The 24,430-nt window shown below is 61.0% G+C and carries 18 protein-coding genes, 1 tRNA gene and 1 other RNA gene; 9 read left to right on the top strand and 11 right to left on the bottom strand.

Annotation, left to right across the window (positions count from 1 at the left end; all coding sequences use genetic code 11):
• Window positions 1-62: 62 nt before the first annotated feature.
• From purL to purS, 3 genes are read right to left on the bottom strand one after another with little or no spacing between them, the layout of a single operon-like run.
• On the bottom strand, window positions 63-2,372 hold the full coding sequence (gene purL / locus CVS29_RS08605; RefSeq protein WP_110105965.1) for a phosphoribosylformylglycinamidine synthase subunit PurL: 2,310 nt from the start codon (window positions 2,370-2,372) through the stop codon (window positions 63-65).
• Window positions 2,373-2,381: 9 nt separating this feature from the next.
• Window positions 2,382-3,134, bottom strand: coding sequence for a phosphoribosylformylglycinamidine synthase subunit PurQ (purQ, locus tag CVS29_RS08610; protein ID WP_110105899.1), 753 nt, complete (start codon window positions 3,132-3,134; stop codon window positions 2,382-2,384).
• 2 nt (window positions 3,135-3,136) lie between these two features.
• Window positions 3,137-3,388 carry a phosphoribosylformylglycinamidine synthase subunit PurS gene (purS, locus tag CVS29_RS08615; protein WP_038465086.1) on the bottom strand — a complete coding sequence of 84 codons (252 nt, stop codon included), beginning with the start codon at window positions 3,386-3,388 and terminating at the stop codon, window positions 3,137-3,139.
• Window positions 3,389-3,993: 605 nt separating this feature from the next.
• Between purS and CVS29_RS08620 the strand changes: the two genes are divergently transcribed.
• Window positions 3,994-8,505, top strand: a complete 4,512-nt coding sequence (locus CVS29_RS08620) for a discoidin domain-containing protein (protein WP_110105900.1) — start codon at window positions 3,994-3,996, stop codon at window positions 8,503-8,505.
• 82 nt (window positions 8,506-8,587) lie between these two features.
• Here CVS29_RS08620 and CVS29_RS08625 read toward each other — a convergent pair whose 3' ends face one another.
• A complete protein-coding gene (locus CVS29_RS08625) occupies window positions 8,588-9,508 on the bottom strand; it encodes a 3-methyladenine DNA glycosylase (protein WP_110105901.1) in 921 nt (306 codons plus the stop codon).
• Window positions 9,509-9,512: 4 nt separating this feature from the next.
• Window positions 9,513-10,004, bottom strand: coding sequence for a MarR family winged helix-turn-helix transcriptional regulator (locus CVS29_RS08630; RefSeq protein ID WP_211315110.1), 492 nt, complete (start codon window positions 10,002-10,004; stop codon window positions 9,513-9,515).
• A gap of 125 nt (window positions 10,005-10,129) precedes the next feature.
• Between CVS29_RS08630 and CVS29_RS08635 the strand changes: the two genes are divergently transcribed.
• Both CVS29_RS08635 and CVS29_RS08640 read left to right on the top strand, forming a co-directional pair.
• Window positions 10,130-10,354, top strand: coding sequence for a hypothetical protein (locus CVS29_RS08635; protein ID WP_110105902.1), 225 nt, complete (start codon window positions 10,130-10,132; stop codon window positions 10,352-10,354).
• Between the two features lie 98 nt (window positions 10,355-10,452).
• Window positions 10,453-10,683, top strand: coding sequence for a hypothetical protein (locus CVS29_RS08640; RefSeq protein ID WP_306457019.1), 231 nt, complete (start codon window positions 10,453-10,455; stop codon window positions 10,681-10,683).
• 53 nt (window positions 10,684-10,736) lie between these two features.
• Here the strand turns inward: CVS29_RS08640 and CVS29_RS08645 are convergent, their stop codons facing one another.
• The gene (locus CVS29_RS08645) at window positions 10,737-12,023 is read right to left on the bottom strand and encodes an aspartate kinase (protein ID WP_110105903.1); all 1,287 of its coding nucleotides are present in this window, start codon (window positions 12,021-12,023) and stop codon (window positions 10,737-10,739) included.
• Window positions 12,024-12,407: 384 nt separating this feature from the next.
• Between CVS29_RS08645 and CVS29_RS08650 the strand changes: the two genes are divergently transcribed.
• Window positions 12,408-13,433 (top strand): ABC transporter ATP-binding protein, encoded by a 1,026-nt coding sequence (locus CVS29_RS08650; RefSeq protein WP_110105904.1) that lies wholly within the window; start codon window positions 12,408-12,410, stop codon window positions 13,431-13,433.
• The gene (locus CVS29_RS08655) at window positions 13,430-14,650 is read left to right on the top strand and encodes an ABC transporter permease (protein WP_245932128.1); all 1,221 of its coding nucleotides are present in this window, start codon (window positions 13,430-13,432) and stop codon (window positions 14,648-14,650) included. Before CVS29_RS08650 ends, CVS29_RS08655 begins: the two co-directional genes overlap by 4 nt.
• Window positions 14,651-14,754: 104 nt before the next feature.
• Here the strand turns inward: CVS29_RS08655 and ilvD are convergent, their stop codons facing one another.
• Complete coding sequence (gene ilvD / locus CVS29_RS08660; protein WP_110105905.1) at window positions 14,755-16,647, bottom strand: dihydroxy-acid dehydratase; 1,893 nt, start codon at window positions 16,645-16,647, stop codon at window positions 14,755-14,757.
• A gap of 78 nt (window positions 16,648-16,725) precedes the next feature.
• On the opposite strand from ilvD, the gene CVS29_RS08665 reads away from it, so the two are divergent.
• On the top strand, window positions 16,726-17,565 hold the full coding sequence (locus CVS29_RS08665) for a helix-turn-helix transcriptional regulator (protein ID WP_110105906.1): 840 nt from the start codon (window positions 16,726-16,728) through the stop codon (window positions 17,563-17,565).
• Between the two features lie 40 nt (window positions 17,566-17,605).
• On the opposite strand, the gene recR is transcribed toward CVS29_RS08665, so the two are convergent.
• The 3 genes from recR to ffs form a co-directional block, all read right to left on the bottom strand.
• Window positions 17,606-18,205 carry a recombination mediator RecR gene (recR, locus tag CVS29_RS08670; protein ID WP_110105907.1) on the bottom strand — a complete coding sequence of 200 codons (600 nt, stop codon included), beginning with the start codon at window positions 18,203-18,205 and terminating at the stop codon, window positions 17,606-17,608.
• 106 nt (window positions 18,206-18,311) lie between these two features.
• On the bottom strand, window positions 18,312-21,821 hold the full coding sequence (locus tag CVS29_RS08675; RefSeq protein ID WP_245932129.1) for a DNA polymerase III subunit gamma and tau: 3,510 nt from the start codon (window positions 21,819-21,821) through the stop codon (window positions 18,312-18,314).
• Window positions 21,822-21,892: 71 nt separating this feature from the next.
• An RNA gene (ffs, locus tag CVS29_RS08680) (signal recognition particle sRNA small type) lies at window positions 21,893-21,988 on the bottom strand.
• Window positions 21,989-22,220: 232 nt separating this feature from the next.
• Between ffs and CVS29_RS08685 the strand changes: the two genes are divergently transcribed.
• The 3 genes from CVS29_RS08685 to CVS29_RS08695 all read left to right on the top strand — a co-directional run bounded on the left by CVS29_RS08685 (window position 22,221) and on the right by CVS29_RS08695 (window position 23,436).
• A complete protein-coding gene (locus CVS29_RS08685) occupies window positions 22,221-22,436 on the top strand; it encodes a hypothetical protein (protein ID WP_146213025.1) in 216 nt (71 codons plus the stop codon).
• A 234-nt stretch (window positions 22,437-22,670) separates the two neighbouring features.
• Window positions 22,671-22,758: transfer RNA gene (locus CVS29_RS08690), tRNA-Ser, on the top strand.
• Between the two features lie 186 nt (window positions 22,759-22,944).
• Window positions 22,945-23,436 carry a glutathione peroxidase gene (locus tag CVS29_RS08695; protein WP_110105909.1) on the top strand — a complete coding sequence of 164 codons (492 nt, stop codon included), beginning with the start codon at window positions 22,945-22,947 and terminating at the stop codon, window positions 23,434-23,436.
• A gap of 64 nt (window positions 23,437-23,500) precedes the next feature.
• On the opposite strand, the gene CVS29_RS08700 is transcribed toward CVS29_RS08695, so the two are convergent.
• Entirely contained in the window at window positions 23,501-24,388 is an 888-nt protein-coding gene (locus tag CVS29_RS08700) for a Cof-type HAD-IIB family hydrolase (protein WP_110105910.1), read from the bottom strand.
• Window positions 24,389-24,430 lie beyond the last annotated feature (42 nt).

The following is a 24,430-nucleotide window of genomic DNA, read 5'->3' on the forward strand; positions in this document are numbered from 1 at the left end:
ACGCGCCCGAGGGGCCCCATGAATGGGTCGTTAGCGACCCATTCATGGGGAGGGCGTGGGGACTAGCCGAAGTACTTCGGCAAAGTTCCCTCGTGTGCAACGCGCAATTCGTCCAGCTCGGCGGTGAACAGGCCTTGAATATCCAGGGCGGCACCTGCCGCATCCACCACGCCGATGCGTGAGAGCGGGAAGTTCCGGGCCGTGCACATGTCGTTGAAGCGGACTTCTTCGCTGCGCGGAACCGACACGATGGCGCGTCCCTGTGTCTCGGAGAACAACAAAGTGAACACGTCCACGCCGTCCCGGGCCGCCACGTCATCCAGGGCAACTCGTGCCCCGGTGTTGAAGCGTAGCGCCGACTCAACGAGGGCTGCGGCGAGGCCGCCTTCGGAGAGGTCGTGGGCGGAATCGATCATGCCGTCGCGGGAGGCGTTGATTAGGATTGCACCTAATTCACGCTCGCGCTCCAGGTTCACCGCTGGCGGGAGGCCGCCTAGGTGGCCGCGCATGTTGGCCCATTCGGAACCGTCCAGGTCATCGGCCGTGGTGCCGAGCAGGTAGATGGCCTGGCCATCCTCAGCCCATCCCGAGGGCGTGCGGCGCGCAACGTCGTCGAACTTGCCCAAAACAGCCACAACAGGTGTGGGGTGGATGGGGGTGGTGCCCGTCTGGTTGTACAGCGAGACGTTGCCGCCCGTGACCGGGATGCCCAACACCATGCAGGCGTCGGAGAGCCCGCGGATCGCTTCGGCCAATTGCCACATGACATCCGGGTCCTCAGGGGAACCGAAGTTCAGGCAGTCGGAGACGGCCATGGGCACGGCGCCGGAGGTTGCCACGTTGCGGTAGGCCTCAGCCAGGGCCAGCTGTGCGCCGTGGTACGGATCTAGGAAGGTGTAGCGGCCGTTGGCGTCGGTGGCCACGGCAAAGCCCAGACCGGTTTCCTCATCAACGCGGATCACGCCGGCGTCATCGGGGAACGCCAGTGCGGTGTTGCCGCCAACATAGCGATCGTACTGGTTGGTGATCCAGTCCTTTGAGCACATGTTCGGCGATGCAACGAGCTCCAGCATGGCAGCCTTGAGCTCCTCCGGTGTGGAGGGACGGGCGGCGTCTTGAACCGAGCCGGTGAACGTGTCAGCCTGCAGGGCATCCTGCCACTCGGGGCGGGCGTAGGGGCGGTCGTAGACCGGGCCGTCGTGCGCAACGGTGCGGGGATCGACGTCCACAATGACTTCGCCGTCCCACTTGATGATCAGGCGGCCCGTGTCGGTGACCTCGCCAAGCCAGGAGTACTCCACGGCCCACTTCTCCATGACGGCTTCAAACGCTGCAATGTTCTCCGGGGAGACAACAGCCATCATGCGTTCCTGCGACTCTGACATCAGGATTTCGCCCGGGGTCAAGGTGGGGTCGCGCAACAGTACGGAGGTCAGCTCAACTTCCATGCCGCCGTCGCCGTTTGAGGCCAGTTCGCTGGTGGCGCAGGAAATACCTGCCGCGCCCAAGTCCTGGATGCCCTCAACCAGGGAACCCTTGAACAGTTCAAGGCAGCACTCGATCAGGACCTTTTCGGCGAAGGGGTCGCCCACCTGGACGGCGGGGCGCTTGGAGGGCTTGGAGTTGTCGAAGGACTCGGAGGACAGGATCGAGGCCCCACCGATGCCGTCGCCGCCGGTGCGTGCACCGAACAAGACAACCTTGTTGCCCTTGCCCGAGGCATTGGCCAGGCGGATGTCCTCGTGGCGCATGACGCCCACGGCGAGGGCGTTGACCAGCGGGTTGCCCTGGTAAACGGAGTCAAAGACCATTTCGCCGCCAATGTTCGGCAGGCCCAGCGAGTTGCCGTAGCCGCCGATGCCGGCAACGGCACCGTGCATGACGCGTGCGGTGTCCGGGTGGTCGATGGCGCCAAAACGCAGCGGATCCATGACGGCAACCGGGCGGGCGCCCATGGAGATGATGTCGCGGACAATGCCGCCGATGCCGGTTGCGGCACCCTGGTACGGTTCGATCATCGTGGGGGAGTTGTGGGACTCGATCTTGAACGTCACGGCCCAGCCGTCGCCCAAGTTGGTGACGCCGGCGTTCTCACCGATGCCCACCAGCATGTCCTTCTTCATCTCCTCCGTGACCTTCTCGCCGAACTGGCGAAGATGGTTCTTGGAGGACTTGTAGGAGCAGTGCTCACTCCACATGACCGAATACATGGCCAGTTCCGCGGCGGTGGGGCGGCGGCCCAAAACCTTCACGACGTCGTCGAACTCGTTTTGCTTCAGGCCCAGCTCGGCCCACGGCAGTTCAACATCCGGGGTGATGGCGGCATTGGCAACCGTGTCCATGTTGAACTTTTTCGCGGATTCTGTTGAGATCTCGCTCATTTATTTGTCTCCCAGAAGAGTGTTCAAAACTGAGTTGAAGAAGCCCAGGCCGTCGGTGCCCGTGTGGCCAGGGCCGTACCCGGCTTCAACGGCGTGCTCGGGGTGCGGCATGAGGCCCACTACGTTGCCGGCAGCGTTGGAGATGCCGGCAATGTCGCGGCGGGAGCCGTTCGGGTTCCCGCCCATGTAGCGGAAAGCCACGAGTCCCTCAGCCTCAAGAGCGTCCAGAGTCTTCTCATCGGCAATGTACTGGCCGTCCTGGTTCTTCAGGACAATGGTGATGTCCTCGCCGGCGGCATAGGCGTTGGTCCATGCGGTGGTGTTGTTCTCCACGCGCAGTACCTGATCGCGGCACAAGAACTTCAAGTGATCGTTTTTGATCATGGAGCCGGGCAGAAGGTGCGCCTCGGTCAGGATCTGGAAGCCATTGCAAATACCCAAAACAGGCAGCTTCGCATCGGAGTTGGCGGCATCTACAATCTTGGTCATCAGCGGCGCGAAGCGGGAGATGGCGCCTGCGCGCAGGTAATCACCGTAGGAGAATCCGCCCGGGATGATGACGGCGTCAACATCGGCCAGCTCGGTGTCGGCATGCCATAGTTCAACCGCGGTGGCACCGGAGAGGCGCACTGCGCGGACGGCGTCGCGGTCATCCAAGGTACCGGGGAAGGTGACCACGCCAATGCGTGCACCCGCCAGACGGGAATCAACCGGAGCCAGGGTGGCTCCACCAATCAAGGGAGTTTCACTCATAACTAGTCCGCCACAACTTCGACGTTGACAACGTCTTCAATCACCGGGTTCGAGAGCATGGTTTCAGCAGCTTCGCGGGCCTGGGCCAGGATTTCCTCGGTCACCTCGCCGTCCACGGTCAATTCAAAGCGCTTGCCCTGGCGGACTGCGGAGAATGCGGTGAATCCCAGGCGAGGGAGTGCGCCAACAATGGCTTTCCCCTGCGGGTCCAGAATTTCGGGCTTGAGCATGACGTCGACAACGATCCGGGGCATCGAAGGAACTCCTGGTGATTAAGAGGGGGTGCCGCGGAGGTGCCGTCTTACGCTGTCTTTGGGCCAGGGTGTTTGGGCCTGAAAACCTATAAGGGAAGCGCTCCGCGAGCTTGCCATCCCATTCTACGCAAGTGTGTGCAAACTCTGGAATTCGTGTGGTGCACATCTCATGTGCGGGCGCAGAGTTCGTGATCCTAGCTAGAGGACCAAATGAAATCCGCCAGCTTGCACCGCCGATGGAAGAAGCCCGGAGCGGCCGGTGGACCACCCGGTTGGGTCAGCCTTTTTCTCCGTTTGCGGATTCCTTGATAACCGAGAACGTCAGGCCCGCCAGCGCTACAGTGGGCGGCTAGCGAAACGTTGGCGGGTTTCGGGGGCTCTGTTGTTAGCCAGGGCCTCCCTATGTCTTGAGTCGGAATTTAGATCTGCGCTTGAGGACCGCATGTCTCACGCCTCATTTACCCAAGTCATATTTGAGAGCCACTTCACAGAGTGATGCATAACACCGTACGATAGGGCGGACGTCCTATGTCCAGTGGGTTGGGCGCGCAACGTTGAGCGTTTGACCGTTTTTACCGGCCGCTTTGGCCGCTCGAGAGGAATAGATGAAATCTATCAACAGGGTGCCCCGCTTAAAACGCGGAAAAGTAGTGGGCACCGCAGTTCTGCTAGCTGGCGGGCTGCTTGCCGGTATGGTGGCCGGGCCAGCCTTCGCCCAGGATCCTGCTCCTGCCCCGCTGGCAGTGACAAGTAGCTATACAGAACAGATTTTGGCTCAGAACGGCGATAACAAGATTGACCCCTCGCTGGGCCGTTACTACCGCATCCCCGCACTCGTAGATCTTGGCAACGGGATCGTCCTGGCCTCCTATGATGGACGCCCCGACGGTGCTGACGCACCCTCGCCCAACTCCATAGTTCAACGCCGCAGCACCGATGGCGGCAAAACGTGGGGTGCCCCCACCTACATTGCCCGCGGTCAAGAGGCCAAGAACGGCAATCTGCGCTACGGCTTCAGCGATCCCAGCTACATTTTTGACCAAGAGACAGGGGATGTTTTCAACTTCCATGTCTATTCAAAGGACGTTAGTTTCCAGGGCAGCGGCTATGGCAATGACGACGCGGACCGCAATATCATCAGCTCCGCGGTGGCCGTTTCAAAGGACAAGGGTCTGACCTGGTCCACCGATCCGGGCAACATGCCTAACCTCCCGCCGTCGGACTACACGGCCGAGTCAGCCTATGCCGGCCTTGATGGTCCCCTCATCACGGACATCGTGAAGCCTAATGGTGACGCCAACAACGTTGGCGGGATCTCCGGTGTCTTCGCCGCCTCCGGCGAGGGCATCCAGCTCAAGTACGGCCCCAACAAGGGCCGTTTGATCCAGCAGTTCACCGGCAAGGTCAAACAGGCCAACGGCAATGTCCCGTACCAGGCGTACAGTGTCTACTCCGATGACCACGGCAAGACGTGGGAGCGCGGCGCCTTCACCGGCACCGGCATGGATGAGAACAAGTCCGTGGAACTCTCCAACGGTGATGTCATGCTCAACTCACGCGCCAGCTCCGGTGAACGCGCCCGCAAGGTTGCTATTTCCAAGGATGGAGGCCAGAGTTACGGCCCTGTCACGGTGGATACCAACTTGGTTGACCCGGTCAACAACGCCTCCATTACCCGCATGTACCCGCATGCTGCCCAGGGGTCCGCCGAGGCCAAGATGCTCTTGTTCTCCAACGCGAACTCGAGTAACGGCCGCAGCAACGGCACCATCCGCTACTCCTGCGACGACGGCACCACCTGGAGCGCGGGCAAGCAGTTCAAGGCTGGCGCCATGAGCTACTCAACCGCCACGGCCCTCAGCGATGGCGCCTTCGGCGTCTTCTACGAGGGCGATAACAACACCATGACGTTCGGCAAGTTCGACGCCGCGTGGCTGGAAGTTGACTGCGGGGCAGCCATGAACGCAACACTGTCAGGAGCGGCCGCCATTGGCGCCAACGGTGCCACGGTTCAGGCGACCTTGACGGTTCGCAATAACGCTGAGACTACTTTGTCCGGTGCGACGGCGTCATTCGCGCCTAAGACGGGGTGGACCTTCGGTTCCACGATTGTCCCCGATGTCGCTGCTGGTGCGTCGGTTGACGTGCAGGTACCCGTCACGATCCCCAGCTTCCTCAAGGCCGGAAATATCACCGTGAGCGCCACATTGAGCCGGGGCGCCTTCAAGGTCACTTCCAACGTGAGTGTAACTGTCACTGGCGGCGCAGCCAGCAACATTGCCGGCCTTGATATCAAGGGGTTGGCCACTGACACCGCACGCGATCTGGCGGCGACCCCCTACACGGTTGGCAGCCTAGTGCCCTACAAGTTCCAGGTTGATAGCCTGAGCAACGTAGCCGTTGAAGCAATCCCCACCTCGGGCAACTTCAACCCACTGTTGCGCGTAGCAGAGGGTGGAACTACAGATACAGGGAACTGCCGTTTCGGAAACCTAGGAGTTGGCAACGGCTACCCTTGCACCACTCCGAAGCATGCCGTCACCGCCGCCGAGCTGGCTAACGGTTTCTTTGTTCCGCTGACCACTTGGGAAGCACGTGCCACAGGCGCGGAAACCAAAAAATACACCATCACCGGTGCCGAAGTTGACCTGTTGGTGCGCAAGCCGTCGGTGACGGCTACCATCACAGCTGGTGAGCTCGTGGACGTTGACGAGAGCGGGTTCGCTTCAGTTGGCGACACCGTCACCTACACCTCTGTTGTTACCAATAACGGGAACGTCAACCTCTCGGATATCACGGTTTCAGGGTGGGATAAATTTAGCCTCGCCGCAGGCGAGAGCAAAACAGTCACGTCCCTCTACACCCTGACCGCAGCAGATGTTGCGGCCAATATGGTTGGAGCCAAGGGATTGGCTGTAACGGCAAAGAACGGTCTGAAATCTGCTGCGGCAACGGCTTCTTCAGCCTCCGTCATTGCCTGTTCAGATGCGTTGTGTGGGGCCCGTGCTCCCATGGCCAACCAGATCCCACAGAATCAGCTCACCATCAAGTCAGTTTCCTCCCAGGAACTGGTCGGTGAGGCAGCACCCAACGGTCCTGCAAAGGCCCTCATTGACGGCAACATTGATTCTTTCTGGCACACCAAGTGGCAGGGCGGGACCGATCCGTTCCCCCACTCTGTGGTTTTTGACCTCGGTGCCAGCTATGACGTCACTGGTTTTGAATACACACAGCGCCAGAATGGGCCCAACGGCAGGATCAAGGACTACGAGATCTTTGTTTCGGACAGCCCCACTGAGTTCGGTACCAAGGTAGCCAGCGGTACATTCACCAGCGTTCTCGAAGGCCAACGCATCACCATAGAAGGCAACAAGTCGGGCCGCTACCTAAAGCTCGTTGCGTTGAACTCGATCGCCAACAATGCTTATGCTGGTGGAGCCGAAGTCAACATTGCCGGCGTGGCCGTCTCAACTGTCCCTGCCGTCATCAGTGCCACCCCCGGCACTGTTGCAGCAGGCAGCGACATCACGGTTTCACTCTCCGGATTCCCCGCAGATAGCGTTGTTGAGCTCACGCTCAACAACGGGCTGTCACTGGGCACCGTCACCACCGATGCCGCAGGCGCTGTTACTAAGACTGTGACCGTTCCTGCAAACACACCCGCTGCCAGCCACGAGCTGAGAGCAACCTCTGGAACCACCACCGCCACCACGGCACTCGTTGTTACGCTCAAGCCTGTTGTGGGCGCCACCGTCACCGGTGAGCGAGCCGACAAAGACCGTGACCTGGCCACGAGCCCGTACACGGTTGGACAGTCACTGCCGTACAACTTTGTTGTCAAGAGCACCGCGAACGTAACCTCCGCCGTCTACCCAACGGCTGGCGAGTTCACCGGCTTCAACATCACCGGGACGCCGAACTGCCGCTACCGGGACCTCGCCGCAGGGGCAGCTTTCACATGCACCACAGCCAAGCGCGTCATCACGGCCGAAGATGTTGCCAACGGCTTCTTCACTCCTGTCACGAAGTGGGCTGCTGAAGCTACCGGTGCAACGAAGGTTGAATTCACGGCCGACGGCGGCGAAGTGGACGTTCTTATCCGCAAGCCTTCCCTGGCGCTGACCATTGGTGCAGGCGTTCTCGCCACCCAGGACGAAAGCTCCTACGCAAGCGAGGGCGACGTAGTCACCTACGCCGTCACGCTCAAGAATGACGGCAACGTCGCCTTGACGGGTGTTAGCGTGCCGGGTGTTGACGGTATCGCCGCAACGCTGGCAGCCGGTGCGAGCAGCACAGGAACTATCAAGCACACGGTGACGGCCAACGACCTCACGGCAACTGCCATTGATGCCAAGTCCTTCACTGCCACGGCAAGCAACGGTTCAAAGGCCGCGTCAAAGGAGGCAACACGGGAGTCGTTCGCGCTTCTCGCAGCACCCACCACGGAGCCGACGACGGCACCGCCCACGACGGATCCGACGACGGCACCGCCGACAACGGCACCGCCGACAACGGCACCGCCCACGGCAGATCCGACAACGGCACCGCCGACGACGGTACCGCCCAGCACTGCACCAGGTGCTGATGAAGCCACAGGCGAAGTGAATGTGGCGAACGTGGTTGCAGGTCAGAAAGTGACCATCACCGGTAAGAATTTCAAGCCGGGAACCACTGCCACCTTCACGCTGCATTCTGAGCCTGGAGTGCTCGGCGAGGCAATAGTTGGGAAGGGCGGCACCGTGAGCCTGACAACCACCATCCCGGTCAGTCTTCCTGCCGGTCAGCACACGGTTGTCATCACGGGAACGGATGCCTCGGGCGCCGATGCTGCAGTCAGCATCGAACTGCAGGTGACCGCAGCCGGTGGTACGCCGAGCGCGGCTGCCACTGCGACTGCCACGGACACCGCAACTGAAACGGCAACCGCGACTGCCACTGCCACGGATACCGCTACCACTTCGGACGCGGCCACCACGGTAGGCACTGACAACTCAAACGGCGAGCTGGCCAGTACGGGCTTCGGCCTCATGCCTCTGGGCCTCGCCGGAGCAGTACTCGTCCTGCTAGGTGGCGTCCTCGCCATGCGCAGGGCCTCAATGAAGGGTGCCCGGCACTAGTCACGGCGCATTAAAAAACTAAGGCGGGTTGCCGGCATCCAGGATGCCGGCAACCCGCCTTAGTTCTTTAACCCCAGAGCCCTCAGCGCGTGGCGCCCAGCACATCCAGGGCTGCACCCAGACGCTCGCGCAGCACGGCGGATTCGGCGCTGAACGCGCGCTGGTGCGCTACGTAATCGGCCTTGCCAGAAGCCGTCTCAATCTCAATGGGAGGATATCCCCAGGCAGCGAGGTCGTACGGGGAGGCTTGCATGTCCATGGCCCGGATCCGCCACGACAGTTCAAAGCAGTCCATGACCAGCTCACTTGGCAGCGCGGGCGAGAGCTTGTACGCCCACTTGTAGAGGTCCATGTTCGCGTGCAGGCAGCCGGGCTGTTCCAACTCGCGCTGGTTCTCCCGCGTGGGCCGCAGCTCATTGAGGCCGGACGCTTGAGGAGTATAAAAACGGTACGCGTCAAAGTGCGTGCAGCGGATCTTGTTGTCCTCAACAACCTGGTCGGTTCCCGTGGAGCCGAGCCGGAGTTCAAGGTATTCGTGCCTAATCTGGTTGGCTTCCTGCTGGTAGACCATGGCCCATTCGTGCAGCCCAAAGCAACCGAACTGGGCCGGGCGCAATGCTGTGCGGCCCAGAATGATCCGCGCAAAATCCACGGCTTCCTTGCGCTGCTCCAGAAACTTTCCCAGATCAAGCACCACGCCGGAGCCTTGCCCAGGCGCCCCGCTCGCCTCGAGCTCCTCTGGCGTCGCTTCCCGGTAAAATTTCCAGCCGAGCCGTTCGGCCGCTGCGGTTCCCGTCAGAACCGTGCCCGCACCGGGGTGCCAGCGGGAAAGCTGACCCGGTTTTTGTGTGTAGTACGTGAAAAGGAAGTCCTCAACAGGGTGTTTTGCTCCTGCTGACCGGCGAGCCAGATAGGGTGCGGCATACCGGTCAACACGGTGGCGGTGCGCCAAGGCACTGGCTTGCCAGGCATTCTCGGCAAGGGATAGTGGGGCAGGGATCATGGCCTCAATTATCCGTCATGGCGGCGTGGGGTGAGTCAACGGCGGCAGGGGCCATCGCGCCGCAGTCCGCGTGAGTGGCGGAATCAATCAGGGCCATCATGGACCTATGCAGATCCATGGCGCCAGCGCGGTCAAGTCCGAGCCGGGCCATCATGGTGCCCGGCACGGAAAGCGCCTTGGTGCGGAGCTCGGATCCAGCCGCAGTGAGGTCCACTGCCAAGGCGCGTTCGTCAGCGCTGTCCTTGGTGCGGGTGAGGTAGCCCAAGATCTCCAGGCGTTTGAGTAGCGGGGAGAGCGTGGCGGACTCCAGCAAGAGGGTGCTGCCAATGTCCTTGACACGGCGCGGCGCCTGCTCCCAGAGTGCCAACATCACAAGATACTGCGGATGTGTCAGGTTCAGCTCGGCCAGCACAGGCTTGTAGGCGGCAATGACACTGCGGGCGGCCACACTCAGGCCAAAGCACAGTTGACGTTCAAGCAGGAGATCATTCTCCACGATACTCACTCAAGTCACCCCTCATTTAGTTAGTGCACTAAGTAACACTGTACTATGGGCCGTATTGTCTTTATTAGCCGGGTTGAGAAGGTGTTTTTCAGCCCCCACGCCTCGAGGAAAGTCCTATGCCCAAGTTGTCCCCGGTACAGAAGCTGATGCGGTTCACCGGACACCTGCGCTACATTTTAGGCCCCGCCAGCAGCAGCCCATTGGACCATGAGATGACTCCGGAGAATAAGCAGCTCCTTGCGCAACAACAGGCGGCTAGCCAGGCATTTGTTACTGTGACGCGAGCCGATGGCAGCAGCTATCTGGTACCTATTGACCCCAAGGATCAATCCCTGCGCTAAACGTTGGACGCCACATTTACATCCGTGCCTTTGGTGTGCTTCAGGCGTAAACTAAAGAAATCTTGCACGCAAATTTCTCCTGTGGAGAGGGGGTGTTGATGATGACGAGCGGTGACAAGTTCGTGAACAAATTCATGCATGCCACAGAGAAGTTCCAGGTGCTGTTCGGACCTGCTGACCAAGGGGACATGGATTCCCCCGTGGTGCATCGCCACGACGAGTTCGAAGACAGCAGTGATGAGCAACTGACCCACTTTGATGAGCACACGGATTCAAGCGGCCACCATTACGCTGTCCGCAAGGATGAAGAGCCAGCCGAGGAACATTAGCCCCAATAAGAAGCTGACCCACAGAATTCTGCGGGTCAGCTTTTTGGTGGGGACTAGCGGCCCGTGCCGCCGTAAACAGTGGCCTCGTCTTCGCTGTCCAAACCAAAGGCCTGGTGCACCGCGCGGACAGCCGTATCCAGCAGGTCCGCACGCGTGACTACGGAGATGCGGATCTCTGAGGTGGAGATCAAATCAATGTTTACGCCGGCGTCGGACAGGGCCTTGAAGAAGCTGTAGGAGACGCCCGGGTTGGAGCGCATGCCTGCGCCGATGAGGGAGAGCTTGCCGATCTTATCGTCATAAATCAGATCCTCGAAGCCAACCTCATCTTGCTGGGCGCGCAAGGCTGCCAGCGCATCTTCGCCTTCGATCATGGGCAAGGTGAAGGAAATATCCGTCTTGCCGGAACCGTGCGTGGAAATATTCTGCACGATCATGTCGATGTTGGTGTGTGCGCCGGCGATGATGCCGAAGATCATGGCAGCCTTGCCGGGGATGTCCGGCACGCCAACAACGGTGACTTTACCTTCGGACCGGTCGTGGGCCACGCCGGAGATGATTGGCTGCTCCAAGGCAACTCCCTCTGAGATTTTGATTTTGTCGTCAGGGCTGGGCAGAACCCAAGTTCCCTCGTTGTCGCTAAAAGATGAGCGCACATGGATGGGCAGGCCAAAACGCCGTGCATATTCCACGCAGCGCAGGTGCAAGATTTTGGCGCCAGAGGCTGCCATTTCCAGCATTTCTTCGCTGGAGATCTTGCTGATCTTCTGGGCGGTGGGAACCACGCGCGGATCGGCCGTGTAGATACCGTCAACGTCGGTGTAGATTTCGCAAACATCAGCGTTCAAGGCCGCGGCGAGTGCAACGGCGGTGGTGTCCGAACCGCCGCGACCCATGGTGGTGATCTCATGCGTTTGGCGGCTCATGCCCTGGAAACCGGCAACAATCGCCACCTTGCCCTTGTCCAGGGCGGTGCGGACGCGGTGCGGGTCCACATCAATGATGCGGGCCTTGCCGTGAATGCCGTCGGTGATCATGCCGGCCTGGCTGCCTGTGAAAGACTGCGCCACACCGCCCTGTGAGCTGATTGCCATGGCCAGCAGAGCCATGGAAATTCGCTCTCCAGCGGTCATCAACATATCCAGCTCGCGCGCCGGGGGATGCTCGGAAACCTGCGCGGCCAAATCCAACAGCTCATCGGTGGTGTCACCCATGGCTGAAACGACAACGACTACCTCGTGGCCTGCCGCCTGGGTGCTAACAACCCGACGGGCAACGCGAAGAATGCCCGCGGCGTCGGACACGGAGGAACCACCGTACTTTTGAACAATCAGGCTCATGGTTGCACACTCATTGACTTACCTAACGCGAAACTAGGAGAAGGAAATTTGGCTGCCACTCGCGCCTTGCCACGCCTTGCGCTAGGCCAGTGCGGCATCATCAGCGCGGAAGGCAGTTGAGGAAAGTTTAGCGCGGAAGGGGTGTCAACGTGGAATTATTGTGTCCACATGGTGGTCCATGACGCCGCCACTTTGCTGGCTTGGCGTCTCTTTTTCTTCCCGTACTCCAGCTTTGCGGGCAAACACGCACAATATCAGTCGACGGGATGAGGACGGGGTGCACGCCTGCGCCTATGCTGATCCAAAGGCCGCTACCGCGGCATAACCGCGGGAGAGTCCAGCGGCACCGCCCGCGGCGAGACCGCGGCACAGAGGGAGGCCACGATGACCGAGTTCTTGCCACCACCGCCCGCCACGGCTTCACCGCCACAGCCAGCAGCGCAGCCAAGCCCAGAGCAACTTGCGCCAGACGGGATTTTCCCGCCTGAGGGTTTTCGCGGACTCAGCGCCAAAGGGCTCTCCCGCAGCTTCGGTTCCGTGCACGCCGTAGTTGATATGGAGCTTCTTGCTCCGGCTGGGCAGGTAACGGCACTCATTGGGCCTAACGGCGCAGGCAAAACCACGTTGCTGCTCATGCTTGCCTCGCTGCTGGCTCCAGATACCGGGAGTATCAGCGTCATGGGGATTGACCCCGTCAAGGACCCCACCGTGGCTCGGGCCAAAATTGGTTGGATGCCGGACACCTTAGGGGTGTGGGAATCCCTGACTGTGCGCGAAATCCTGACCACCATGGGTCATTTTTATCATCTACCCAAAGCCGGAATTCCGGGCCGTGTGGAGGAACTGCTGACGCTAGTGAGCCTTTCGCCGCTGGCGGATCAGAAGGCGCGCGTGCTTTCCCGCGGGCAGCAGCAGCGGCTCAGTCTGGCCCGGGCCCTGATTCATGATCCGGAGGTGCTGTTGCTGGACGAACCGGCCTCCGGGCTCGATCCGGGATCACGCGTGGCCCTGCGACGTATTCTGCGGAATTTAGCCGCACACGGAAAAGTAGTGGTGGTTTCCTCCCACGTTCTTGCAGAACTCGATGAAATTGCTGACGGTGCCGTGTTCGTCAACCAAGGCCGGACGGTACTGGCACAGACAGTTGCGCAGGCTGCGGACCAGGGCCGTAGATACTGTATTGCAGCCCTTGACCCCGCTGCGCTCGCGGAAGCGTTGGGAAATTTGGGTGTGGAATTTTCCCACGGCACGGTCCGAGCAGAAAGCGTTCTGGTTACTGTTGGCTCCGAGGTAGGGGCCGCGAAACTATTGCAGGACCTCATGGCTGCGGGCGTGGCTGTGCATGATTTTGGGCCCGCAACAGGGGCCTTGGAAGAGACCTATATGAGCATGGGGGTGGAACAGCCGTGACAACAACAGAAACTACGCCGTCAGCACCGGGCCTAGATACAGTTCCCGGACAGAGCAATAAATTCCGCCGTTATATGAATGGCATCAGCGCAGTCATGGGCATGGAACTGCGCCAGCGGCTGCGCTCTCGCGGCTGGTACATCATGCTAAGCATCTGGTTTGTCCTCATTGGCCTGGTTGCTGTTCTCACCTGGGTCAGCTGGCAGGCTCAGACGAATAGGACAGATTTTTCCTATGTTCCACCGGACCAACTTGTGGAGGGACCAGGCCCGCTGATCTTTGAAGCCGTGCTGGCTTTTGTGCTGTTCTTTGGCTTGCTAGTGGCGCCAGCGTTTTCCGCCAATGCCATCAGCGGAGACCGCTCCGCGGGCACGCTCGCTATCATGCAGGTGACCTTGCTACGGCCAGGCCAACTGCTGTGGGGAAAGTTCCTGGCATCATGGATCGCTGCGCTGGCATTTCTCGTGGTCAGTGTGCCATTCCTTGTGTTTGGAATTATCCAAGGTGGTCTAGGGGTGGGGTACATCTTTATTGCCCTCCTCATGCTTGCTGCGGAACTGGGGGTGGTCTGTGCCCTGGGTGTGGGTATTTCGGCGCTGGCCAACCGTCCACTCTTCTCCATTGTGGTGACCTACTTGGTGGTGGCGTTGCTGAGCTTTGGCACGCTCATCGCTTTCGGTTTGGGTGCTCTGCTGAGCAACGGAACAGTGTTGGCGAATCAGACCTACTACAAGGAGATCGTCTATGCTCCTGCCCCGAATGGCGAGGTTGAAGGCGAGGATTCACAGTACTATCCGGTGACGCCGAACAAGGCGGATATAACGGATGAGAACAATGAGTATGCCTGTTATGGGCCGCTGGTGGAGAACCAAACAACTAGGACTGAGCGCGTGGCGTGGCTGCTGGCCATGAACCCATTTGTGGTGGTTGCCGATGCCATTCCCTATCCCAGCCACAGTGCGCAGGAGCAGTCGTATTACGGATCCGGAGTGTTCGAATCCATTAGCCAAGGCGCCCGCTACTCTCAGGCGGGGCCTAACGCGACGTTCCAGTGTGCGAATGGCAAGATCGCACCGCAGTACCTGGAGCAGGACAAGCCGCTCTGGCCGCTGGGCCTGGGGCTGCAGCTCCTCGTCACGGCCGGAATCCTGGGCCTTGCGTGGCGGGCGCTGCGCACACCAGCTGGAAAACTCGCGAAGGGCACTCGTATTGCCTAATAACACCACCTAAAAACGAGTGCATAGATCATGCCGGCCCCCAGCTTGGGGGACCGGCATTATCTATGCACTCGATGCGAATTTTGGGCTTTTCGCCTGCTGAACTACTGCAGAACGGGAACCTGGGGTGCCTTCATGAGCACCACATCTGCCGGGATCTGGCGGATGGCGCCCTTGTCTGCGCTCGTGGCCATGGAGGCGTAGGCGCGAAGGGCGGGGGAGACCTCGCGCTCGCGGCCCACAGGCTGGTAGCCGGTGGTGGATTCAAGGAGTTCGCGGCGGGCATCAAGCTCCACCGGATCCACCATAAGTTCTAGGGAACGGTTGGGGATGTCGATGCGGATGATGTCCCCATCCCTGACCAGCGCGATGGGTCCGCCGGCCGCAGCCTCGGGGGAGACGTGGCCAATGGAGAGTCCGGAGGTGCCGCCGGAGAAGCGGCCGTCCGTGATCAGCGCACAGACCTTGCCCAGCTTCAGGCCCTTCAAGAATGAGGTGGGGTAGAGCATTTCCTGCATGCCGGGGCCACCGCGCGGGCCTTCGTAGCGGATGACCACCACGTCCCCAGCCTTGACCACCTTGGAGAGGATCTTTTCCACGGCTTCGTCCTGGGATTCGCAGACCACGGCCGGGCCCTCGAACGTCCAGATGGACTCGTCCACACCCGCGGTCTTGACCACGGCGCCGTCGAGCGCAATGTTTCCGCGCAGCACGGCCAAGCCACCGTCCTTGGAGAAGGCGTGCGCAACATCGCGCAGGCAGCCACCGGCGGCGTCGGTGTCCAGCGAGGTCCACTCGGCAGACTGCGAGAACGCCGTGGAGGAGCGCTGGCCACCGGGGGCTGCGGTCCACAGAGCCTTGGCCTCTTCCGTGGGCTTGCCGCCGCGGATGTCCCAGTCGTCCAACCAATCGGTGAGTCCCTCGGAGTGGACTGATTTAACGTTGGTGTGCAGCAGCCCGCCGCGGTTCAGCTCACCGAGCAGGGCGGGGATGCCGCCGGCGCGGTGTACGTCCTCCATGTAGTAGGTCTTATCGCCTGCCACGTTCGGGGCCACCTTGGCCAGGCAGGGTACCTGACGGGATTTGGCGTCAATATCCTCAAGATCGTACTTCAGGCCCGCTTCCTGTGCTGCGGCGAGAAGGTGCAGGATCGTGTTGGTGGAGCCGCCCATGGCAATATCCAGGGCCATGGCGTTATCGAACGCCTCGAAGGAGGCGATGGACCGCGGCAGTACGGAGGCGTCGTCGTCCTCGTAGTAGCGCTTGGCAATGGCGACGGCGGTGGCACCGGCGCGCTCGTAGAGTTCCTTGCGCGCGGTGTGGGTGGCCAGCAGTGAGCCGTTGCCGGGCAGCGAGAGCCCAATGGCTTCGGTCAGGCAGTTCATGGAGTTGGCCGTGAACATGCCTGAGCAGGAGCCGCAGGTGGGGCAGGCGTTCTCTTCAATGAGGTTGATGTCCTCGTCGGAGATGGAGGGGTCCACGGCGTCAGAAATGGCGTTGACCAGATCCAGTGTGCGGATGGAACCGTCGGTCAGGGTGACCCGGCCGGCTTCCATGGGGCCGCCGGAAACAAACACGGTGGGGATGTTCAGGCGCAGTGCGGCCATGAGCATGCCGGGGGTGATCTTGTCACAGTTGGAGATGCACACCAGCACGTCGGCGCAGTGGGCGTTGACCATGTATTCCACGGAATCGGCGATCAGATCGCGTGAGGGCAGCGAGTAGAGCATGCCGCCGTGACCCATCGCGATCCCGTCATCCACGGCGATCGTGTTGAATTCGCGGGCAATAGCACCGGCTGCGTGGATGGCGTCGGAGACAATCCGGCCCACGGGGGCAAGGTGCGTGTGGCCCGGGACAAACTCGGTAAAGGAGTTGGCCACGGCGACGATCGGCTTGCCGATATCGGCTTTGGCAACGCCGGAGGCCATCATGAGGGCGCGGGCGCCGGCCATGTTGCGGCCGTGGGTGACTGTGCGTGAACGTAAAGGAGGCATAAGAGTAGTTAACCAGCATTCCGCCAGTGGGAGGAAGACGGCGCTAATACTAGTAGTGGCAGTGCTAGATTTGTTCAAATGAATGAAGAACGACGCCGTGAGCTGGGCCAGTTTCTCCGCGACCGCCGCACCGGGCTGCTTCGTGCGGAGCACGGGTTGGCACCTATTGGCCGCAGCCGGACCATGGGGTTGCGGCGCGAGGAGGTTGCGGCGTTCGCAGCCGTCAGTGTCACCTGGTACACCTGGCTGGAACAGGGCCGGGACATCAATGCCTCCCGGCAGGTACTTGAATCCGTTGGCCGGGTGCTGCGGCTCAGCCCGGCAGAACAGGCTTATGTTCTGGCCTTAGGAGGCCATGGTGCCTCGCCGGTGGTTGGGGCGAGTGCCATGGAAGGGGTGCCACCGCATCTTCAGGCGTTGTTGGATGCATTGGAGTTCCCCGTTTTTGCCGTTGCCCCGGATTGGGGGATAGCAGGGTGGAACGCGGCCTATCAAGCCCTTTATTCGCGTATTGCCGTGGTGGAAAAGGTTGAACGCAATTTGTTGTGGCTGGTCTTCACAGATCCGCAATTGCGCCAGATGTTGCCCGATTGGGACATCACCTCGCGCAACTTTGTTGCGGAATTCCGTGCCGAGGCAGGTCCACGGCTGGGCTCGGCGCCACACACTGCGTTGGTGCGTAAATTGGCAGATGCCAGCACGGAATTTGCCAGTATCTGGGCAGAACGAGTGGTGCTGAACTTCTCCTCGCGGCAGCGGATTTTCCTGCAGGCAGAGGTGGGGGAGCTGGTCTTTGAACAGCACCGTCTGGTGCCCTCCGATGTCCCTGATCTGCACTTGGTGATGTACGTGCCCACCGCGGGAACCCCCACGCAGGAGCGCCTAGCGCAACTGCGCGCCAGCGCAACGCAAGGGTAAACAGGGAAGCCGGGCACCCGGCGTCGTGCTTGGTGCTGGTTTAGGTCAGTGCGTTGCGGCGGCCTTCGAAGGCACGGCCCAGAGTGACCTCGTCGGCGTATTCCAAGTCGCCGCCCACGGGCAGGCCGGAAGCAAGGCGGGTCACGGCGATCCCGATGGTTTTGAGCATGCGTGAGAGATACGTTGCCGTGGCTTCGCCCTCGAGGTTGGGGTCGGTGGCAATGATGATTTCCTGGATTTGGCTGTCATTGAGGCGGGTGAGCAGTTCACGGATGCGCAGCTGGTCCGGGCCAATTCCGGCGATCGGATTGATGGAGCCGCCCAGCACATGGTAGCGGCCTCGGAAGGCGCGTGTGCGCTCCACGGCGAGGACATCCTTGGATTCCTCAACCACGCAAATGATGGTGGGATCGCGGCGGTCATCGCGGCAGATGTTACACAGTTCCGCCTCGGTGACGTTGCCGCACACGGTGCAGAACTTCACACGTTCCTTCACGGTGACGATGGCACGGACCAGCCGTTGCATGTCCTCAGTTTCCGCTTCCAGGATATGGAACGCCAGCCGCTGAGCCGATTTGGGGCCGATCCCTGGCAGGCGCCCCAGCTCATCAATGAGCTCTTGAACTGCTCCTTCGTACACAATGCCTCTTGTCTATTGATCTAAAACTAGTGGTTCAAAAATACGGCGGTGTGCCTGATTATGCTCCGCGGATCCGTGGATTCGTCCGCCGCGCTTGGGAGACGGGTCAGAGGTTCGGGTTCAGTGCGCGTTCTTCCACGAGTACTCCGCCCAGAATACGCTCAACAGCAGCCTGCCCCACCACACCAGATTCCTCGATGGTGACATCGTCCGGGCTGGGGACGTCCTCCACGTAGGGCCCGGCCGCGGCTACTGCCGGTGCCTGGGCGCGGGCAGCCTGGGCTTCGGAGCTGTTAGCCAGCCGCTGATACATGCTCAGCTTTTCCCCACCCACTGCCCCGTTCGGCCCCGGTGCCTCCTGCGCAGGATCACTCACCTGGGCCGGTGCCGGGGTTTGGGCAGCCTCGGCCAACTGGGCCAGAGGAGCGGGGCTCACGGAGGCCACCGTAAAGTCCGGTGCGTTCACTGCCTCAGAACTTGCCAGAGAGCCGGACTGTGCGCCGGCAGCAGGTGCCGTGGGCTGTTCTGCCGTGGAAGTTTCCGCTGTTTTTACAGTTTCTACTGTTTCTGCTGTTGGAGCAGGGGAATCAGCGATTGCCGAAGTTCCTGGCTGGGCCCAATCGGGTGCGGAGGACATAGCGCCCCAGCCAGGATCAGCCACATCTGAGCGGCGCGTCTGTCCCAGAGATACACCCCAATCCTGGACGGCATGTTCGGGATCGCCGGAGTCTGCTGAATTTGGCTGGGTGCCCTGGTGGGCTGCTTGCTGGGCCAAAAGTTCGCTGCGGCGAGGGGCTTCGGGTGTGCTGGGGGCAGCCGCCGGTTCTGCAACGGCCGGCGCATCCCAACCCGTAGTCCAGGCTGCAATAGGTGAGATCTTCGGGGGAACATACGGTTCGGCGGCAGGAGGCGCTGCCGGGTTGGGTCCGGACGTGAGCTGGCTCGATGCAGCCTGATCCGATGTTGCCGGGTTGGATACCGCCGTATTCGTTCCAGTTGGGGTGTGTATGGATTCGTCTGGGTGGTAAAGATCAGCTGGCAGGTAAGCTGCGCCGGACTCGTAAGGATCCGGGGGAGGGACGAAGTCCGGGTAGGGCTCATCCCACGGATCGCTTGGCTCGAGCGGACCGTCCCAGGGAATGGAAGAGGCTGTGGACTGCGCCGCCGCTGGCGGTGCTGATGCCGTGGAAGGATCCGTCTGGCCGGATACCGATGGCTGAAGTGCCGGTGCTGAAGCAGCAGGTGGGGCCGTGGATGTTGGCGGTGATGGCGGTGATGGCGGTGCCGAGGGGGCCTCGGTCGCAGGAACTGCCCTGTGGTGCGGTTCCACAGGGAGTCCCCAGTCATCGGTCGCTGGGGCCGGGCTGGTAGGGGCTGTGGAAGGGTTGGGTGCCACGGCAGGGCCCGCGGCGGGTGACATGACAGGTGCTGCGGCGGTCTGCCCGGGGGTCGGCTGCGACGCAGCGGCCTGCTGCCACTGCCCTGTGCTGGAATGTCCTGTGCTGGTGGCTACGGGTGGGGCGGCATTGTTACCAGTCCCTTCACGCCGTGGCGAAGGGCTACCAGTTTGAACTTTTGGGTTTGGTTCAGAGCTCGCTTTCGGGGCCTCGCCGTCGACAGGAAGGATCTGAACACTCAAGCCAAGAACCTGGTTAATGGCTTGTTGCAGATTCGCCATATGGCCGCTGTTGCTGAACGCGGTGATGAGTCCGGTGGAGGGGATCCCCACACGCAACTCCTTGCCATCAAAGGTTTGCGGCATAACGCTTTGGTTTACAAAGACCCACGAAGCCATGCGAATGTTTCTCACGGCAGCGGTAATTTCCGGCCAAGCGCGGCGGATAACTTCAATGCCGGAGGACCCCGATGGCACGGATGCAGCCGGACCGCTTGCCTGCTGCGGCGCAGATTGCTCCGCTGGTGCCTGGTGAGCGGCCATCGGGGCAACTGGCTGTTCAGCGGGGATGCTGGAGTGCCCACCGGGGGTGGGTAAGTCATCCCACGTGCGTGCGGCCTGTGACGGCTGGGGTGTCTGCACCTGCTGCTCAGCGTTAACCGGCTGGACCGCCTGGACCGCCTGCTCGCGTTGAACAGGCTGAACAGGCTTTGTGGCGGGAGTTGACTGGTCCTCGGGTGAAACTGGTTGGGCTGCGTCAGGCCCGGGGACGGCGGGGGAGGACGGCCGGGCCGCAACTTCGGCGCCAGCTGCTTCTTTCGCTCGGGCTATTTGCGCCCGTACCGCTGCCCAACCACTGCCGGATTCACTGCTGGAACCAGCTGCTTCTGGAGCGTTTGCTGAGCTGCCGGGCGCAGCTTGGTAAGGGGCTGCCGCGGCGCTGGAAGAGGCGGTGTTGGAGGAGGGGTAGCTCTGTGTGGGCACGCCCTGCTCTGGTGAACCGGGTGTGCCAGCTGAGGCCAACACTGAAGATGAAGCTGTGGGTGTGCCGGCGTAATTGAGTCGACGTTCAAGCTGGTCAAGGCGGGTGGCCATACCCCGAGTGGAGGAATCGGCTCCCGGGAGCAGGAGCCGCGCGCCCAGCAGCTCAAGATGCAGCCGCGGTGACGTTGCGCCAGTCATCTCATTGAAGGCCGCGTTGGTGACATCTGCTGCGCGGGAGAGTTCAGCAGCACCGAGCTGGGCTGCCTGCGTTTGCATCCGGGCAATGAGTTCCTCCGGGGTTCCACGCAGGATTGCGTGGGCGCTTTCCGGCATGGCTTGGACAATGATGAGGTCACGGAAGCGCTCCAGCAGGTCCTCGACGAAGCGCCGGGGATCATGGCCAGTCTGGATGACCCTGTCCACGGATTTGAAAACCGTAGCGGAGTCAGCTGCTGCAAGTGCCTCCACAACATCGTCCAGCAATGAAGAATGGGTGTAACCGAGCAGATCCACGGCCAAGTCATAATCAAGACCTGTTTCCGGGGCTCCGGCCATCAGCTGATCGAGAACTGACAATGAATCACGGACGGAACCGCCGCCGGCACGCACCACCAAGGACAAGACGCCCGGGGCGACGGACATATTCTCTTGTTCACACAGCTGTGCCAGATACGCCATGAGCGGCTCCGGGGGCACCAGCCTGAAGGGGTAGTGATGGGTGCGTGAGCGAATTGTGCCAATGACCTTGTCAGGCTCAGTGGTGGCAAAGATGAACTTGATGTGTTCCGGCGGCTCTTCAACAATTTTCAGCAGCGCATTGAATCCGGCGGAGGTGACCATATGGGCTTCATCGATGATGAAAATCTTGTACCGGTCACGAATTGGGGCAAAGGTGGCGCGTTCGCGCAGATCGCGGGCATCGTCAACACCACCGTGACTGGCAGCATCAATTTCAATGACATCAAGGGAGCCAGCGCCGCCTCGGGCCAGTTCAATGCAGCTATCACACTCCCCGCAGGGGTGCGAGGTGGGTCCCTTAGCGCAGTTCAGGCACCGGGCAAGGATCCGGGCTGAGGTAGTCTTTCCGCAGCCACGCGGGCCGGAGAAGAGGTAGGCGTGATTGACACGGTTCTTTTCCAGAGCAGCCATAAGGGGCGCCGTGACGTGATCTTGACCGATTAAGGTGGCGAAGGAATCTGGGCGGTACCGGCGGTACAGGGCTGTTGGTGCGTTCACAGTTGAAACCCTATCTAATCCGCCTGACAAATTGCCGCACGATGCGCGCATATTGGGGGCATCTGGGGATAAATAAAGACCCCCCATGCACCCGCCAGAGCCCGCTTACCCTTGCTACCTTCCGGTCCTGGGGGAGTTCACAGGGTGACGCCACATGAGGGGCCGGGAATCAGCTTACCTGACATTGCCGGTCAGTTGCGAATCAGCCGTTCCCTCCCGTCGGGGCATGGCGGGAACGGACGGCTACACGCTAGCTCATCCCGGAGCCCCGGAGAAGCTGTTTCAATTTTGTGGCGGCGGTGATACGTTCACCACAGGGGCACCTTATTGATAGACGAACATGCAGCCTTGGGCCGCCGCGCCTCTCAGCGGCGCTGGGCGCTTATAGGGGCGAGGATCATGCCGGACTATGACATCTTAAAATGGATCTTTTGGGCATTAGCTTTTGGCAGCGCCATATTGGTTCTGGTCCGCAGTGAAGTCTTTTCCACCCATTCCACCCAACGCACGAACCGGCACTCGGGGCAGCAAGCCATCCTCATGATAATGACTGTTGCCTTTGCGCTGGCAGGGTTCGTAACGGCGGCGATGGAGATGCGGGTCACCGGGCGCTAGATGTGCCGAAGGTGCGGCCACATTCTCAGATTCGGTCCGTCTCAGGCGTTGACCGCAGTGAGTGAAGTAAGGGTGGTGGGGCTTAAGCGGGACCGTGCTGCCCTTTACTTCCTGCCAGGATTTGAGCTGACTTGTGGCCGGAATTATGGTGTACGTCACTTGTTCGCTGACCGATTCGTGAGTTGGGCACTTTGTCAGGTACTCTTGAACCTGCCGTGTTCTGCACGGCAAGTTGGAGGATTCGCCTAGCGGCCTATGGCGCACGCCTGGAACGCGTGTTGGGTTAACGCCCTCGGGGGTTCAAATCCCCCATCCTCCGCCAAATACGACCCCTGGAAACCGAAAAGTTTCCAGGGGTCGTTTTGCGTTGCCTTAATGTTGAAGACTGGCTCGGGATGCCGTTGTTAGGTTTGGAGCCCCGTGCACAGGCATCCAAACCTAACAACGGCATCCTGGAACTGTAGAGCGCCACATGTAGGCAGGGGCGGTGCGGCGCTAGACTCGGGCTGTGAATACGCAAAGCCTGAACACTATCCCCCTCGCTCTCAACGACGGCACTGCGCCCACACTGGCGCAGTTGGCTCCCAAAGCGGTGCTACTGGTCAATGTTGCTTCTGCCTGCGGATTTACCCCGCAATACGACGCCCTTGAAGCACTGTACGAAAAATACCGCGACCATGGCTTGGTGGTTGTTGGCATTCCCTGCAACCAATTTGGCGCTCAGGAGCCGGGCACAGAGGAAGAAATTGCGGAGTTCTGCCGTAAGAACTTCGGTGTCACCTTCCCCCTTGCCACCAAGAGCGATGTCAATGGCGCTGCGGCTCACCCCATCTATGCACGGCTTACAGGCAATGGTGCCGAGCCAATCAAATGGAACTTTGAAAAGTTCCTGATCACGCACGACGGCGACGTGCGGGCGCGCTTTTCCTCAGCCGTTACCCCTGATGGGCCTGAGCTGCTCGCTGCAGTGGAAGCGGTTCTTGCTGAGATTCCAGCATGAACTTGCAGCGGAGGGGCACCAGGAGTTGGCAGTAACGGCGCCCCGTCTACCCGCCCTTGTGGCGTTAAGCTGCCAACCCGTCCAGCCAAAACTGCAGGAATGCGGCGCCAGCGAAGTCGTTAACCACGTCATCGCTCAGGTTCAGATCCGCTGCGGTCTGCACTGGGTACGGCTTGGCCAGTACGCCCTCGCCCGGACGGACATCGACGTGCTTCACGCAGTGGTCCCGGTGGTGCAACCAATCAGCCATGGCGTAGTCAGTGCGGGAATCGCCTACCGTCCGCCACGCCTGCGGCACAATTCGCTGCGCTGCCAGAAGCTCCACGGCGCGGCTTGCGCCAAGGTCCTTGCCCAACTGCACCGATTCAATATCGGTGGAAATGATGGAGGGATCTACCCGGTAATCCACGCCACCATTGGACCCGGGCGCCCGGTGCTCAAGGCGGACAGCGCCCAAGCCGTGCGCGGCCAGTAGCACTAGCGCGTCGGCGTCGAACTTTTCCTGCTGGGCCAGATAATTGCCGCTCTCCACCTCAATGTGCTGCTCCACGGAGACCATGGCCCGCTTAGTTTCATCAAAGAACATGTAATCGGCGTAGGAGTTCGCCACCAGCTTGCGAATCCCCGTCCCAAATTCGGCAGGCATGGCCAGTGACTTATCAACATGGACGGGGCCGGGCCCCTCGGAGGTGAAGCTGAACCAGACGGCACCCTTTTCACAAATGGCGTGGACCACAGAGCCCTGGGGCAGGCCGGCCTGGAGCATGGGATGCATCAGCTGCTCGGAAATGAAGGCGTCGGAGCGCCCGGTGTTGAAGACTACGGGGATGCCTCGGCGCACCAATTCGATCAAGTTGACGATGATGTCAGCGGACACACGCCGGGTAACGGGGCTGGCGAGCGGGCCGTCAACATCAAGGAGAAGGGCAAGGGGAGGGTGCGCGATTGTCATGGAACCATGTTCTCAGCAGCAGTGGACAAGAGCCACTTTGCA

The sequence above is a fragment of the Arthrobacter psychrochitiniphilus genome, from assembly GCF_003185915.1.
Taxonomy (GTDB): Bacteria; Actinomycetota; Actinomycetes; order Actinomycetales; family Micrococcaceae; genus Specibacter; species Specibacter psychrochitiniphilus.